15 protein-coding genes are annotated in these 14,933 nt (G+C 55.5%); 5 read left to right on the top strand and 10 right to left on the bottom strand.

The window, feature by feature from the left end; genetic code table 11:
• The first annotated feature begins 29 nt into the window (after positions 1-29).
• Both AC5SEM_RS07175 and AC5SEM_RS07170 read left to right on the top strand, forming a co-directional pair.
• Positions 30-317 carry a barstar family protein gene (locus AC5SEM_RS07175; RefSeq protein WP_455804989.1) on the top strand — a complete coding sequence of 96 codons (288 nt, stop codon included), beginning with the start codon at positions 30-32 and terminating at the stop codon, positions 315-317.
• Positions 318-489: 172 nt separating this feature from the next.
• A complete protein-coding gene (locus AC5SEM_RS07170) occupies positions 490-918 on the top strand; it encodes an SMI1/KNR4 family protein (protein WP_150774483.1) in 429 nt (142 codons plus the stop codon).
• A gap of 250 nt (positions 919-1,168) precedes the next feature.
• Here AC5SEM_RS07170 and AC5SEM_RS07165 read toward each other — a convergent pair whose 3' ends face one another.
• Positions 1,169-2,554, bottom strand: a complete 1,386-nt coding sequence (locus tag AC5SEM_RS07165; RefSeq protein WP_495472496.1) for an IS4 family transposase — start codon at positions 2,552-2,554, stop codon at positions 1,169-1,171.
• A gap of 159 nt (positions 2,555-2,713) precedes the next feature.
• Here AC5SEM_RS07165 and AC5SEM_RS07160 point away from each other — a divergent pair, with 159 nt between their 5' ends.
• Together AC5SEM_RS07160 and AC5SEM_RS07155 are read left to right on the top strand one after the other, a co-directional pair.
• Positions 2,714-3,088 carry a hypothetical protein gene (locus tag AC5SEM_RS07160; RefSeq protein ID WP_495472495.1) on the top strand — a complete coding sequence of 125 codons (375 nt, stop codon included), beginning with the start codon at positions 2,714-2,716 and terminating at the stop codon, positions 3,086-3,088.
• Positions 3,089-3,212: 124 nt separating this feature from the next.
• Complete coding sequence (locus tag AC5SEM_RS07155; protein ID WP_495472494.1) at positions 3,213-4,238, top strand: hypothetical protein; 1,026 nt, start codon at positions 3,213-3,215, stop codon at positions 4,236-4,238.
• A gap of 70 nt (positions 4,239-4,308) precedes the next feature.
• Here AC5SEM_RS07155 and AC5SEM_RS07150 read toward each other — a convergent pair whose 3' ends face one another.
• Together AC5SEM_RS07150 and AC5SEM_RS07145 are read right to left on the bottom strand one after the other, a co-directional pair.
• Positions 4,309-5,283, bottom strand: coding sequence for a tetratricopeptide repeat protein (locus AC5SEM_RS07150; RefSeq protein ID WP_212622466.1), 975 nt, complete (start codon positions 5,281-5,283; stop codon positions 4,309-4,311).
• A 50-nt stretch (positions 5,284-5,333) separates the two neighbouring features.
• Positions 5,334-6,152: a VanW family protein gene (locus AC5SEM_RS07145; protein WP_495472493.1), complete on the bottom strand. Its 819-nt coding sequence runs from the start codon at positions 6,150-6,152 to the stop codon at positions 5,334-5,336.
• A gap of 224 nt (positions 6,153-6,376) precedes the next feature.
• Here AC5SEM_RS07145 and AC5SEM_RS07140 point away from each other — a divergent pair, with 224 nt between their 5' ends.
• On the top strand, positions 6,377-7,180 hold the full coding sequence (locus AC5SEM_RS07140; RefSeq protein ID WP_495473448.1) for a glycosyltransferase family 2 protein: 804 nt from the start codon (positions 6,377-6,379) through the stop codon (positions 7,178-7,180).
• Positions 7,181-7,534: 354 nt separating this feature from the next.
• Here the strand turns inward: AC5SEM_RS07140 and AC5SEM_RS07135 are convergent, their stop codons facing one another.
• The 7 genes from AC5SEM_RS07135 to AC5SEM_RS07105 all read right to left on the bottom strand — a co-directional run bounded on the left by AC5SEM_RS07135 (position 7,535) and on the right by AC5SEM_RS07105 (position 14,839).
• The gene (locus AC5SEM_RS07135; protein WP_077572119.1) at positions 7,535-8,119 is read right to left on the bottom strand and encodes a hypothetical protein; all 585 of its coding nucleotides are present in this window, start codon (positions 8,117-8,119) and stop codon (positions 7,535-7,537) included.
• 85 nt (positions 8,120-8,204) lie between these two features.
• Positions 8,205-8,387, bottom strand: coding sequence for a hypothetical protein (locus AC5SEM_RS07130; protein ID WP_034152556.1), 183 nt, complete (start codon positions 8,385-8,387; stop codon positions 8,205-8,207).
• Between the two features lie 10 nt (positions 8,388-8,397).
• On the bottom strand, positions 8,398-8,640 hold the full coding sequence (locus AC5SEM_RS07125; protein WP_116031342.1) for a hypothetical protein: 243 nt from the start codon (positions 8,638-8,640) through the stop codon (positions 8,398-8,400).
• Positions 8,641-8,834: 194 nt separating this feature from the next.
• Entirely contained in the window at positions 8,835-9,902 is a 1,068-nt protein-coding gene (locus AC5SEM_RS07120; protein ID WP_495472492.1) for a lipocalin-like domain-containing protein, read from the bottom strand.
• Complete coding sequence (locus AC5SEM_RS07115; protein WP_495472491.1) at positions 9,892-12,363, bottom strand: ABC transporter permease; 2,472 nt, start codon at positions 12,361-12,363, stop codon at positions 9,892-9,894. Before AC5SEM_RS07115 ends, AC5SEM_RS07120 begins: the two co-directional genes overlap by 11 nt.
• Positions 12,360-13,013, bottom strand: a complete 654-nt coding sequence (locus tag AC5SEM_RS07110; RefSeq protein ID WP_137217216.1) for an ABC transporter ATP-binding protein — start codon at positions 13,011-13,013, stop codon at positions 12,360-12,362. Before AC5SEM_RS07110 ends, AC5SEM_RS07115 begins: the two co-directional genes overlap by 4 nt.
• A 128-nt stretch (positions 13,014-13,141) precedes the next feature.
• Complete coding sequence (locus AC5SEM_RS07105) at positions 13,142-14,839, bottom strand: sulfatase-like hydrolase/transferase (RefSeq protein WP_495472490.1); 1,698 nt, start codon at positions 14,837-14,839, stop codon at positions 13,142-13,144.
• Between the last annotated feature and the right edge of the window lie 94 nt (positions 14,840-14,933).

Here is a 14,933-nt window from a genome sequence, read left to right as displayed (position 1 = left end):
CTGGTATTGGAAAGAGGAAGTAAATTAAAATGATAGTTGAGCTTGATGGATTCTCCATCTCATCTGAGCAAGAATTCCATAAGCGGATAGCGTCTGCTTTTTCTGTTACTCAATACTATGGAAACAATCTTAATGCGCTCTGGGATCTACTCAGCACCGATGTAGAGCGCCCAATTGAATTAATTTGGACAAACTCAAAACATTCAGAAGAACTAATGGACGACTCATATAGAGAAATATTAATTATTCTTGATCGAGTCAAAACTCAAGATGAAGACTTTGGACCGGATGAGAATTTTAGTTACCAACTGAAATAGTAAAGCTGTAAACGGGAAGCAGACCACGTTTTATTTTGTCTGAAGGTGGTCTGTCCCTGAATAACATGAACAATTGAAAGGCCCTCAATGGAATGCTCTTTGGCAGAAGATGTTCCACCCCGGAAACAAAGGGGGCTTTGCAGATGGAAAGAAATAATTACGGAGGGCTGACATGAAGTTCGACTGGAGTTCTTTTGGGATTGAACAGGGATCCTCAGTGGATGCCAATACGATTTCCCAAGTAGAAAAACTACTTAGTGTAATTTTCCCAGAGTCCTACTTGGACTTAGTTACATATTCTGACGAAGCCTCTCCTGAGGTGTCTTCATTTTCATATGACGACGAAGGAACTTGCATAAGCGAGTTCTTTTCATTTTCGCCCGACGCAACCCCGTATACCATCTCATGGTACTCAGGGGCAGGAAAACCCCCAGGGCTTCCGAATGGATTGGTCCCTATCGCACGGGATGCGGGCGGTTACCTTGTTTGCCTGAATTTCAGTACGCCCTCAATTACGGTTGAAATTTTTGACCCAAATTCAAGTAAAACCCACTTAATTTCTAATAACTTTGATGATTTTATTGATTTATGGAGTGAGTAGAAAAAGGGACGGAAATAACCGTACGCATCCGCGCTCCGACTTTGCGTACATCATGCTAGGTAGTTTGGAGAGACACAGTGCATTTAACCTTATTTAGAAATAGCAAAGTTTCTTTCTTACAGCTACTAAACGATGCTGCTGTTCGCAGCGTAAACGAGGGACAGACCACGTTTTCTTTTTCTGAAGGTAATCTGCACTTTATGAGCTTCTGACCAAAAAGGACCAAAAAGGGGACAGATTTGAATGGCACTTACTTAACATGTTTTGGGTGCCCGTTTTTTCTGACATCTGCCCTTGCAGACCGACGTGGTTTGGTCAGCAAGGGGTAGGCTTGAGGTCTTCGTTTTATGGCTCGCGGCTCGATACGACCAGGCCGATTCCCGACGCGCCTCTGAGCAATCAGCATCAATAAATTCGACAGGCCATCCTCGTCTTCGGGGTTGCCATATTGTCGCAGCGCCAGCCATAGCTGAAGGCTGTGTTTGAAGCTCAGTTCGCGAGGTAAACAGTCAGCTAACAGAGCCGATTGTGCCATCAGCATTCGGATCAGATTGTGAGCTAACAGATAGACCCATAACTCCTTTACTGCCATGCCTGGGGTTTTGCAGCTTAACTTTCCAAGTCCCAGCGTAGCTTTGAGATTGCGCAGATCCAGTTCAACATGGCATCGACCCTTGTACAGCGATTTCAGGGCTGTTTTAGGTGTCTGCTTTGGGCAATGCAACGTGGTGACCAACGTTTTTCCACCCGCCTTCAACTCCCGCACGGTCAGTTTTTCAGGCGCCTTTTCGTAATGCGTTTGACTCATCCACAGCGGTCTTCTTGCAGGCTTTTTCAATTCGATCAGGTGATCTTCCGAACCGAGACTCTGCCCTAGGCGAAAGTCCGTGCTGCGCCGTCGAGCACCGTATTGTTCGAACACGCCATCGATACCTCTTCGTTGCAACTCGCACAGCAAGAAATAGGTAGCGTAGTAAGCGTCGCCTAACAAAATGTCACCTGTTTTCAACGTGTCGAGCATTGATCTGAGCAGTGTCTGTTCATCGCCGCCCTTGCCTCGGAAACGCCCAAGGGCAGCATCTAAAACGGCGCCGCTGGAGAGGCAGACGATGCCCACCACTCGACACAACGGAAAACCAAGACCGATTTTCTGGCCGCGAGATTGCGGATAGGCGCCCTGATTGGCCGCTGTGTCGGGCATGCTGACCGTCGTGCCATCCACCAGCCGCACAGGTCGTCCCATCCAGCGCCACGACGAGGGTGCGTTATCACTTATCGAAGCACCGGTGTGCCTGACCAGTGTGGAAACCATTTCCACAGGCAGGCGTTTTCTGGCCTTGCAGTAGGCGCCCGTGCGAGTGCTATTGGGTTTCATGCCGCCACAGGACCGTTTAATCGACAGGTCGTTCACGGCATTCTGGCAGGAGCGGTCGGCGCTCATTGCTTGAGCCAGAAACATAGACAACGTTTCAGTTGGCGGAAACAGGCGTTCCCGATGTTCTGGCAGTGCAGACTCGACGCGTTGTAAGAGATCGGGAGACGTGAGGAGATTGAAAAACGCATAGGCATCGCAGTCCGAAGCGTGTCGATGAAAACGATGCTGTTGATGCTGAAGAATTTCACGTCTACGATCCATTTGGGGCTGTGTCCTTGGTTTGTCGGGGTGTGTTCGCAACTATCACCGTAGACCAAGACCAGCCCTTCTTCATTTTTTGCTTTCAGCTCAAGTGGTTAGCTGTTAAGTAAGTGCCATTCAAATCTGCCCCCTTTTCTGAATGACGCTGATTAATCACTTATGAAAATCCATCTCAACATCGATGACCTGCCCGCCTACCCATACCCTACAAACTTCCTCCATTTTGCATCCACTGACCCAGAAACAGACATCGAGCCTTGGTGGCTGCTGGTATACAACGAAGGTACAATCAGCAACTGGTACAAAACACTCAAACGGCTTTATCCAAAACGCACATTGATCCCATTCGCCAAATTCAACGCGAATGATGATATCGCGTGTTTTGATGGAGAGGATCTTTCTGGGCAGCCCCATGTGTTGATAATTCATGCTTATGCGTCAGAGGGCTGGGAACTTCACGCCACCTACGCTAACTTCGATAAGTGGCTAGAAGAAGCCATGGTGCAAAATGCCGAGTGGCTCAACGAGGACTAAAAACTTTAATCCCGACAAGCCTGGTATTTGCTTTAGAAAAAACGAGAGAACCGCAGGCAGCCCCTGAGAAGTCTCGTTGTTTAACCTCTACTCCCCCGGACTGAACAATCAAAGGACTGTACCCTTGAAACGCCTGAATCGCCCATTTTCCATCCTCCTCGCCCTCACCTTCTCCCTTAATGCGACTGCACTGTCCCTTCGCTCCGAACAACGCCCCGACGGCACCACTGCCCTGTTACTTTCAAACGAACCCGCCGCAGAACGCGCGCCAAAGCTCAACCAGGATCCAGCGGTGCGCTCTGCACTGGTCGATTTTTTTGGCTATCAGACCGGTAGCTACACCAACGACAACACAATGATTGTGCAGCAAGTTCTGGAAGCGCTTGATTCGGAAATGTCGACGTTTGCGGACGGTGTGCCTGCCGGCAGCAAAATGATTACTGCCATGGATGATGGCAACAATGGGTTTGAGCGCGGCGCATTGTTGCTTAACGACAAGGGCCAGTTGGTCGCTGTCGGGCTGGTCAATGGCCACTGTACGGTCAAGTCGCGTGAGGAGGCTTTGACCTGTAATGATGCCCCGCAAACAGTGCTGACCATTTTCCAACCGCAAGGCGCTAAACAAGCTGATGCCGAATCTTTGATTGGCTGGAGTAAACAACTGCCTCCGATGATGGCGATATGGGCGGAAAGTGATGATCCGGAGCGCCGAGCCAACGCGCAGAAAATTGCCAGCGTTGAATACGCTGCAACCAAACCGGAACAGGGAGCGTGGACAGCGGCACAGTTACCTTCCGACTTTCCCAAAGCCATGCTGGCGATGCTTCCGCAGCGGGCTCACCTGATAGGTGCTGGCGCACACGGTGTTTTCACGACACCGGGAATGGAGGGCACGCCGATTGAAGGTGACTGGGACAAAATAGCCGGCCGTCCACAACATGAGTTCGAAGTCATTCTCCGGACTTTTACAGAGTACGCGGACGTCATCGACTTCTATCAGCAGCATGCGAAGGATGCCGAAATCAGCGGCAACCAGAGAAAGGCACTCGTTGAAGGCTATATTGGTGGCGGCACCTACAAGATTGAAATCAGTAATAGAAAAGATGACGGCACAGTGATCACACTCTCTGCTTGGCGACAGGAAGTCTGATTTATCCAAATTAAAAAAGGGCGACCCCATGATCGCCCTCTTTTAAATCACTATATTCTCCCCGTTTAAATCAAAGCTTTTGCAGCTCTTCTTTAGCTCCCGGAGCACCGCGATCAATTGCTTTGAGCATCCAGTACTCGGCCTTGGATTTACTTTTTGGCAAGCCGCCACGTCCTTGTGCGTACATTTTTCCAAGCGCCAACTGCGCGTTGCCAAAATCGGCATCCGCAGACTTGCGGTAAAGCTTGGCCGCTTCACGTTGGTTTTTTACGGTGCCTCGCCCCTGTTCAAGCATTTGCGCCATTTCATACTGCGCGTACTTATTGCCGAGCGCAGCCGACTTGCCGAACCAGGTAAAAGCCAGCGCTTCATCCTTGTCCACACCACGTCCAGCGGCGATCATTTCCGCGAGGTGAAGCTGTCCGTAGTCGTCACCGGTTTCAGCCAGTTTGCGATACCACTGAGCGGCAACAACATCGTCCTGTGTAACTCCGTCCCCTTTCTCATAAAGGCTTGCCAGCAGCATGTAGGCTGAGGGATATCCGCCTTCGGCGGATTGGTGGTAGTACGCTAATGCTTTGTCCATGTCCTTGAGATTTTTGATCGATCGGCCACCGCGATGGTAGATCTGCGCCAAACTGAACTGGGCCTTGGCATTACCTTGCTCCGCAGCTTTCAGATCCCAGTAAACACTTGCGTCTTCACCCTCAACGCTTCGATCCCAACGAAGTTCCTCAGCCAATCCGACTTGCGCTTCAGCATTACCTTGCTCTGCAGCTTTGCGAAACCACGCTTCCGGCATGCCCGGTGACCACTGCTCAACCACCCCGCAGAGGTTCTCCTGAATGGCTTTGCCAAACTGCGTCTGCGCGTCGAGATCACCTGCGACCGCTTGTTCATGCAGCCGCTCAGAATTTGGCGCGCACTTCCCTGCCTTCATACCGTCGTAGTAATCACGCGGCGCTTGTGCCCACGTATTACAGGCGATGAATATTGAAAAAAGTGCAGTGCTCGCCGCACCGACAGTTTTGAAACGCTTGATCATTTGTTACTTCCTTGTGGCTTAAAAATCCAACGAAAACCTTGCGCAAAATACTAGCTCGCTTCGAACATCCGCTCGTCCACCTCGTACTTAACCACCACCCGATTCCGATACAACCTCACCCGCTCCACCAATTCCCCAACCTGCCCCTTCTCCCGCACTTCCCGCCAAATCTCATTCTCCCGATACACCCGCGCGCCCTCCCGCACAAACCGATGCGCCTCTTGAAACACGTGATAGCGATATTCCCTCACCCGATCACACAGCAACTCCCCTTCGAGTTGTGTCTCGCCGACGTTCAACTTCAACTGAAAGTGCCGATCCGTTGGGTTGTGCAGCACCAGATCAACGTAGTTGTAGAAAATCGCCGCCCCGGATCCAAACGGCAGCACCCGCCCTTCGTCCGGAAACGGGTCGAAGCTGTGGTTGGAGCGTTCAACCACCACCAGCGGTGAATGAATGGCCATCCAGTGGATCAGGTTGCTCAGTTGGCAAATGCCACCGCCTACCCCGCGTCGTGCCTCGCCGAAAGACAGTTCCATGCCTTCAACGTAGCCGCGTTTCAACGTCGGGCGGCCGACGAGGCGGCAGAAGGAGAAGTGTTCGCCGGGGGCGATGATAACGCTGTCGATGGCGGCGACGGCGAGTTTGAGGTTGATGACTTTGTTGTGTTGCAGGGCGAGGTCGGAGTCGCCGAGTTTGCGGATGAGTTTCGAGGTGTGTTTGAGGTAGCGATATGGCAGACGCTCGGCTGCGGCGACGGGGCGTGCGTAGCGTTTGCTGGAACAGTGCCAGGCAATCTGGCGGAACAGTCTTTTTTGCCACACGCGCAGCCAGTAGAGGGCTGGGTGGTAGAGGGAGAGTGGTTTCATCCGTGACACAACGGCGTGCGCCGTTTCTTCCTTGAACCGTGAGAGGGGCGCGCATTTTATCCGGTAATGACCGGCAGCACCCCATGCATTTCATAAGACCAGCGCTCTCCCTTCGGCATACATCTACCGTCACATCCGCAAATTAAGGTTCGACTAAGGTTGCCTCGCTACGATCGCGGCCACGAAACCCTGTCGCCCTTGAATCGCAGATGAGTCCTTCCGACATGAAAGCGTTTGATTTACCAGCCCAGCCAGCGTCGAATTTCAGCCTTGTCTTGGTAAATTACAAAACCCCGGACATCACCCGAATGTGCCTTGAGCTGTTGCGTGAGCACGTCCAGGAGCAACGCATTCCGGTGTGGGTGGTGGATAACGATTCGGCGGATGCCAGTCTCGATTACTTGCGTTCGCTCGACTGGATCAACTTGATTGAACGGCCTTCGCCGGGCAAGGAAGCCGGGCATATTGCGCACGGTAAAGCACTGGATCTGGCACTGAAAAAAGTCGACACGGATTATCTTTTTCTGTTGCACACCGACACCTTTGTGTACGACAAAGAGGTGTTTGCCATGATGATGCGCGAGTGCACGAAAACCCCGGATATGGCTGCAGTCGGTTGTGTCGAACAACTCAATCGCGGGATTGTGCGTGACACCTGGCGTTTAACTTCGCGTTTCTGCAAGCACTATGTTCGTAAAGCGAAAGTGCGTCTGGGCCTGCGCTCGAAAATGCCTAGACCCTACAAGGAAACTCATCTGAAAAGTTTCTGCACATTGTGGAATGCGCGTTTGATGAAGTCCCTGGGCTTGCACTTCTGCATGGATGAGCAGGTGCCCGGTTATGCGCTGCAAGATCGCATGAGCAGCTTGGGCTATGGCATCAAGTTTCTGTCGCCGCGCAAGATTTTCAGCTATCTGGATCACATTCAGTCAGGAACCGTCGCGGCTGCAGGCACTTACGGGGCCAATCACCGCAGGACAAAAATGTATCAGGCCACGCTGAAGCGCTTTCAAGGGCAGCAAGGCTAGCCTGCAGCGAACACCTCGGTTTAACTTCCGACAAACAAAAAGGGCGACTATAAAGTCGCCCTTTTTGTTTGCAGAAATTGTATACATCTACTCCGAAGAGGTGTTCGCCCAGTGTAATGGCCTGGCAATCCATGCACCGGTAAAGAGCCCTGACACTGGGCGAACGGGTAGGATTTTAATAGAAGTTGGCGCTTATGTCCTCATTCTTGAATGTAAAAATTATGTACGAAAAAGTTAATAGATATTTATCGACGAATTCTTTCGCGAAACTTTCAATAACACCAAGGATAACTAATAGTATGACTACTCTCATACAAAAACTGTACAAGAGCAGTCACTCTGTAGAGCTAATACTCAACTTTCGTGCTGACTAGTCACTTTCAAGATATCGGTGTAAGTGACAATAACGCTCTGCCCTTCTTTCAGATCTTTCAGCTTGGCTTGAATTTCAGGCTTTTTCACGTCGAGAACTTTCGATACGCCCGCCGGGTTTTGCAGGGTCACCTGATTTGTCTTCAAATCAATTTTGGTGATTTTCAGTTGCACCTGAACCTGACGGTACGCCTCGCCACCGGGGTTATCGCTGCCCGGAGCCTTACGCAACTCACCGGTACGTTCGGTGGTGCCAGGCAGACCTTTATCCACATCGGTGTCCAGGTAAGCAGCGACGGATCGCTGTACCTGGATTTTGACCTGATCGCCGGCCTTGAGATTGGCGAGGTTTTTCGCCTTATCAGTGAGCTGAACATGAACCGGCTTGCCTTCGGCGCCTTCGAGCACAACCTGATGGTTGGCGGCGTCGACGGAGATCACTTTGGTGGTGACCTGATCGGCTTCAACAGTGGCAGACAGCGGAATATCGGCAGCCAGAGCGCCGAAGCTGGTGGCGGACAGTACAGTTGCGAGAGTGATGGCCTTGGCCAGTGCGTCGAGCTTCATAATCAATACTTTCCCTGTGATGAATGGCAGCGCCCGGCGTTGAAGCGACTTCGACGCCGGGCGTGCCACTGAGCATAGACGCTGTTCAGGGCTTGGCGGGTGTTTGTTGTTTTGCGGTGTCCTGCGCGGTGGATTCGCCGCTGGGCGTGCCTTTGCCAGTGTTTTCACGTTGTTTCGGGTCGGTGGGGCGCAGGGCGTCGTTGTCGCGTTCGGTTTCGCCCGGTGGCCGGGGTTCGTCGGGGTGTTCGCCTTGGGTGATCGGTTTCATGGAGTGGTCCTCAAGCTTCGGGGTCGTCGAGTTCACGGGTGACGTTGATCGCGGGTGAATCCTTGTGCAGGTCGTCGGCTTTGGCGCGCAGGATCTGCCATTGCTCAAGGTCGATGGCGCCCTGGCCGAGCAGGTCGTCGGCGATGCGTTGCAGGTCGAAATAGTGCGCGTCGGGGGATTGCTGCCAGTAGGTCTGGTCGTCGAAAAGGCGCTGCCAGGTGGTCATGTCTGGGGGTTGCAGGTCGTCGCTCATGGGGGAGTCCTCGACGGCGTTTCACAAAGGTGTGAGAGATATTTGGTAGAGGGGTTGAGAAGTAGCGGAGTTCCGGCCAATTTCTCTGTGGTGTCTGGGCGGGCACTTTCGCGAGCAGGCTCGCTCCCACATTTTGATCTCGGTCAGATCCGGATTCTGCGCCCGTTACAACTCGCAGTTTTTACGAGGTGCTGTCAGTACCCGGTCATTTCCAGATAGCCCCGGCCGGGATGGCTGCCGCTGATGCGTACCGGACCTTCCCAGTAAGGGATGCGCAGGTTCATCCAGGCATTGGGGTTGAGCGCGTCGAGGGTGATGTCGAGGTGTTTGTCGGGGATGCTGATCGACCATTTCACCGGCATCGCCCGGCCGGCGACTTTTGCGGTGTCTTGCGGGGTGAGCTGGATCTGCGAACTACGCAGGGTTTGCGTCTGACCGTCAGCAGCGATCCACGTGCCGGTGAGATACGGCGCGCCGTCCTTCTGGCGCATGCGGTACAGCATCACGTGTTCACCACTGTCCAGATGCAGGGAAAACCAGTCCCAACCGGTTTGATTGGCGGTCAGCGGCTGGCTGCTCCATTCGCGATCAAGCCACGCCGGGCCGCTGACGGTGTAGGTCTGGCCGTCAATCTGCAACGTGCCGCTGGCCTGAAAAAACGGCTGGCTGTAGTAATACGACGCCTGACCTTCTTCGGATTTCTGACTGAAACCCTTGTCGCCCTGCAGCACCAACGGACGACTCGAGGTGAGGTGCAGTTGATAGGCGAAATCCTTGTCGCGAGCGCTGAGTTGCAGGTCGCTCAACGGATCCTGCGCCTGACTGGCAAACCGCCAATCATCGATCCACGCCTCGAACGGCGCCAGCCGCACACCGGCTTGCCCTACTCCGCCTCGAGCGTAACGTTCGGCGGCGTGATGCACCGTGCTCGAAGTTACCGCCGCATGCCCCAGCCAGATCGTCTGATCAGCCCAACCGGCCTGCTCCGCCAGCGGTTTCAGCGCACTGCGAAACAGCGTCCACTGCACGCCGAATTCATTGCCCTGCTGATCCTTGAGATTGGCGGTGACGTACCACCACTCGATGCGAAAACCGTCATGCGCCCCGTGATCTGCGGGAAAACTGAACACCCGCCCCGGCACTACCGGCGTAAACGCCAACGCCTGATCGCCCATCCCGGCGAAGCCTTTTTGCTCCGGAGCCGATTGATCGCAACCACCGAGCAGCAACAAAACCATGAGCACAACGAAGTTAATCCTCATGGGCAAACGTCCTCAGCAGGTCCGCCGGTTGCGTGCGGTACAGCGAGTACAGCGGCCATGCCGAAGCCAGTAACGTCGCCAACAATGCCAACCCCATCAACTGCAGCAATTGCCACGGAAACACCCGCAACGGCAGCCGCCAGCCAAACGCCTGCACATTGATCACCGCGTCCAGACACCACGCCAGCGCAATCCCCAGTGGCAACGCCAACACCAGCGTCAGCACCGCCAGCAACCACGTCTGTCCCAGATTGAGCAGCATCAATTGCCGCCGCGTTACGCCCAGCGCCCACAGCGGTGCGAGTTGGCCGAGGCGACTTTGACTTTGCGTCAGCAGGCTGATGAACAGCGCCACGCCCGCCACCGCCAGGGTCAGACTGTTCAACGCCGCCGTCGCCGCAAAGGTCCGTTCGAAAACCTGCACTGACCAGCCCTTGAGCCGCGCCTGATCGACGATGCGGCTGTCATCGAGTTGAAAACGCGCCTGCAGGCTATTCAACAACGGCGGAATGTTCTGCGGTTCGATGCGCAGATTGAAACGGTTCGGCGTCAGTTGCGGCCAGCCGCGCAGCAGGTGGTGGATGTTGACCAGCAAGTGCCCCTTGGGATTGCCGTAGTCGGCGTAGATGCCAACGATGCGCGGCGACCACGCACCATTCGGCGCAGGAATCGTCAGTCGATCGCCCGCCCGTACCTTCAGCCGACGCGCCAGTTGTTCGCTGAGCATCACGGCATCGTCGGTGGCCAGATGCGCCCACGGGTCGCTGCCACTGACATCGAGCAACGGCCAATGCTGGCGATAATGCGCGTGATCGATGATGCCGAACACCTCTGCCGGCCAGCCCTGCAATGTGACCGCGACCTGCCAGTTGGGCAGAATCGCCGCGACGTTCGGCTGCTGCTTGAGCCAGCTGTACATTTCCCGCGACTGGGCCGGATTGCTCGGGTTGATATACAACTCGGCACTCAGGCGTTGTTCTAGCCAGTCGTTGAAGGTCTGGCGAAAACCGGCGGTCATGCTACCCGCACCAATATTGGCGGCGAGCGCCAAAAGCAAAGCCATCAACGCCATACTCAGTGCCGGCAGTTGCTGACGGCAATCGGCGAGAAACCACTGCCCCAGCACCGAGCGACTGCGCCCGAGCAACTGATTCAACAGCGCGCTGAGCAAAACCGGCAGCGCCAATGCGGCGCCGATCAGCAATCCGGCCATCAGGACAAAACCGCTGGCCAGACTGTCGCCCCAGATCAATGCCGCCAACGCAATCAAACCCAACCCTGCCGCCAACCAGCCCTGCCGACGCAACCAGCGTGCATATTGCTGATGCCAGGCTTGCGGATCCGCCACCGCCAACAACGGCAAACGGGCGGCGCGCAGCAGACTGTTGGCCCCGGCGAGCAACGCGCCGAGCAGGCTCAAGCCGATGCCACTGAACCACCACCAGGGGCTGAGGCGCAACTGCCCCGCCACTTCTGCGCCGTACAAACCGCGCAGGCTGGCGGCGACATCCGGCAGCAAGACACTCGCCAGCCAATAGCCGCTGATCACGCCGAACAGTCCACCGATCAGTGCAAGAACCCCCAACTCAACGATCAAGCAACAGATCAACATCCGCGCACTGACCCCGCAGGCGCGCAGGGTGCGCAGCAGACCGCGCCGTTGCTCAAGAGCCAGGCCAATCGCGGCGTGGACGATGAACAAGCCAACCATGAACGACAAAAAACCCAACGCATCGAGATTGAGGTGGAAGCTCTCGGTCAGTCGTGCCAGATTGTTTTCCTCGCCGCTGCTTTTCAGCTGCAGCAAGCCTTTGAATGAAGCCGGCAACTCGGCGTGGAAATCCTTGGGCAGCAATAGCCGCGACAATTGTCCGGGTTGTTCCAGCAGGGTTTGCGCGACGCCGATGTCCACCAGCAACACGCCCGGCGCCATGTCCTTCTGCGCGAGCAACGGTGGCAATTTCAAGCCATTGAGCGTTTGCGGCGTGTCGCCTTCACGCAGATCCAGCGCTTGTAGCGTTTCCGGTGAAATCCACGTACTGCCCGGCGGCGTGAAGAACTCGACCACACGATCAATCGGCAGCGCCTGCCCAGCCACCGCCGAATCGGCCGGCAGCGACACCGGTTCGATGCCCATCAATTGCAGCCGCTGATTTTCGAAGCCCTTGAGCAGCACCCGACCTTGCAACAGCGGCGACACCGGCCAGCCCTGTCGGCGCAGATCAACGAACCATTGCTGCGGGAAGGTCGCACCGTTCGGGGTGCTGAGACTGGCCTGCGGTTCGCCGCCGATCAACTGGCTGGCCCGCGCGTAACTGTCGCGCGCCTGACTGTTCAATGCTTCAACGCCGGTGAGCAAACTGGTCGCCAGCCACAACCCGGTCAGCACACTGAAAAACTGCACCGGATGACGCCGCCAATGGCTGAGCAGCGCACGCAGGGTCTGACGGAAAACGATCACGTCAGCCGTCCGCTGGACAACACCACCCGCTGCGCCAATCGCGCCGCAACCCGCTGACTGTGAGTGACCATCAACAATGTAGTGGGCGTGTCATCGAGCAATTCCAGCAACAGCCGCAGCACTTCATCACTGGTCGCCTCATCGAGGCTACCGGTGGGCTCATCGGCCAACAGCAATTTCGGCTGCGAGGCCAAGGCCCGGCCTAACGCGACCCGCTGCTGCTGACCACCGGAAAGTTGCTCGGGATAACGCTTGAGCAAATCGCCGAGGCCCAGACGCTGCACCAGATGCGCCTGCCAACGCGGCTCATGGCGCCCGGCCAGGCGCGCCTGAAACGCCAGATTATCCTCGACGCGCAGACTGCCGATCAGGTTGAACTGCTGGAACACCAGACCGATTTCCGTGCGCCGCCAGTTGGCCAGTTGCGCCTCGTTCATCGCTTCCAATCGATGCTCGCCGCTGCGGATGCTGCCGCTGTCGACTTTGTCGAGACCGGCCACCAAGTGCAGCAAGGTGCTTTTGCCACTGCCGGATTCGCCCATCAACGCCAGGCTGCTGCCGGGCGCCAGCGTCAGGTCGACGCCTTGCAGCACCGGCAATGGGCCTTGCGGGGTGAGATAACTTTTGAAGACGTTTTCAACACGAAGCATGCCGCCACCTGATCGGTCAGTGTGGGGCAAGGATAGCGGATGGCGATGACAGACTTGAATTCAGCGTTGAATTGACCGGCCCCTTCGCGAGCCTGCTCGCGAAAGCGTCAGCCCAGCCAACTCAAAACTTACTGCCCGACTGCCACACTCGCCGGCGCCTGCGACGGCGTGACAATGCTGCCCAGATCTATGTGCTTCCACTCAGGCTTGGCCCCCAACCGCGCATTGAAGCGGTAGTTGAAGGTGAACTCATCCGCCGTCGCGACACTCAGTGGCTTGCCATAAACCGCCTCGATCCCCGCCAAGTCATAGCCCATCAACTGCAGCAGGGTCGGAAAAATGTTGTAGTGGCTGGAACGATCCTTGTTCGCCGCCAATTGCGCCGACCAGTCCAGCGTCTTTAGAGCGCTGCCCTGAATCACCACCAACGGCACCAGCCCTTCCTCCTCCACCGGATCGCCGCCGCAATGGGTGTTCAAACCCGGATTACCGCGTTCGTGCAGATCCTGGCCATGATCAGAGGTATAGATCAGCAGCGCATTGTTCAGATTGCCCTGAGCGAACACTCGCGCGAAAAACTCGCCAACATTCCACAACACGGTGTTCTTGTAGGCATTGCGGTACAGCACCCAGTCATCCGGCTGACCATTGAAACCGTTGCGTTCGCCGGTATCGGCCACCTCGGTGAACTGCCCGCGCGGCAAGGTCGGGCGGTAGGCCATGAACGCATCCGGGTATTTGTCATGCACCGGGAAGTGCGCGCCGACCTTGTTGATCACCACCAGCTCCGACTTGTCATCGTTGAGCAATTCGATCAGCTTCGCCGCTGCCGCCATGTCGCGATCGCGCACGCTGGTCTGGTCGAATTGCACGAACTGGTCGATGTCCTTCTTCTCGCTATCGGTCATCAGATTCTGCAGATTGCCGGCGGTGCGCTGCGCATCGATGTATACCGTGCGCAGCCCGGCCTTTTTCGCGTACTGCCAGATCGACGGCAGTGTGCTGTTGATACGCATGTAGTCGGCGCGGGTGCCGCCGTAGCGTAGGGTCACGTTGGTGTCGGCGCTGCAATTGGCGATGGACGCGGCGTAGCCGTAATTGAAGATATCGACGCCGGGACGCGCTTGTTTGAGGTTGCTGTGCACCCCAAACGGCGCGTTGATGTCCAGGTAATTGCCGGAAATGCTTTCGTCGATGATCAGCACGATGTCATGGCCGACGGCTTGCGAGGTGCGCGCCAGTGTCACTGGTTCGCGCGGGCCGACCGTGTTGTGCAGCGCTTCATAGGCAAACAGATTGAGATAGGCCAGCGGCGTGTACATGATCGGCAAGCCGCGAGCGCCCTCTCCCGCACGCAAGAACAGCACCGCACTGAGCAGCAACACGCCGCACACCGGCGCCGCCACACGCAACGCGTTGGGAATCGCCAGCCCATGACGGGGCTTCAGACCGATGCCGAACAGCAACAGCAAACCGCTGAGCACGCCACGCAGGAGCGCGTCCCGGTACTGGTACGCCGCTTCCTGGATAAAACCGCCGGAGTAAACCAATGAGACGAAACCGCTGTAGGTCAGGTAATCCGCCGTGACCCGGGTATAGACATCGAAAAACACTGCCGAAACAAACATTGCCAATGCGAACACGTGGCGAATGAGAGTCTGCCTTATATACGCCGTTAGATATAACGCAAAAGTAAGCGCCAAAAACATCGCGCCAAAAAGAAGTACAGAAAAACCGAGGCCGATAGCATTTAACCGATCAATGTAATATTCGGAATACATCAACAAATAAACAATTAAGAACAATTCTTTGGCATATCTGAACATGGCGATACCGATCGGGCAAAACGGCAGGGAGTCAAAGGTTTGTCAGTCAGAAACTGACACTAGCACCCGGCCATCAAAGCGCAAGAATTGACTG

Source organism: Pseudomonas sp. CH61 (assembly GCF_059429415.1).
This window is presented reverse-complemented; position numbering and strand designations above follow the sequence as displayed.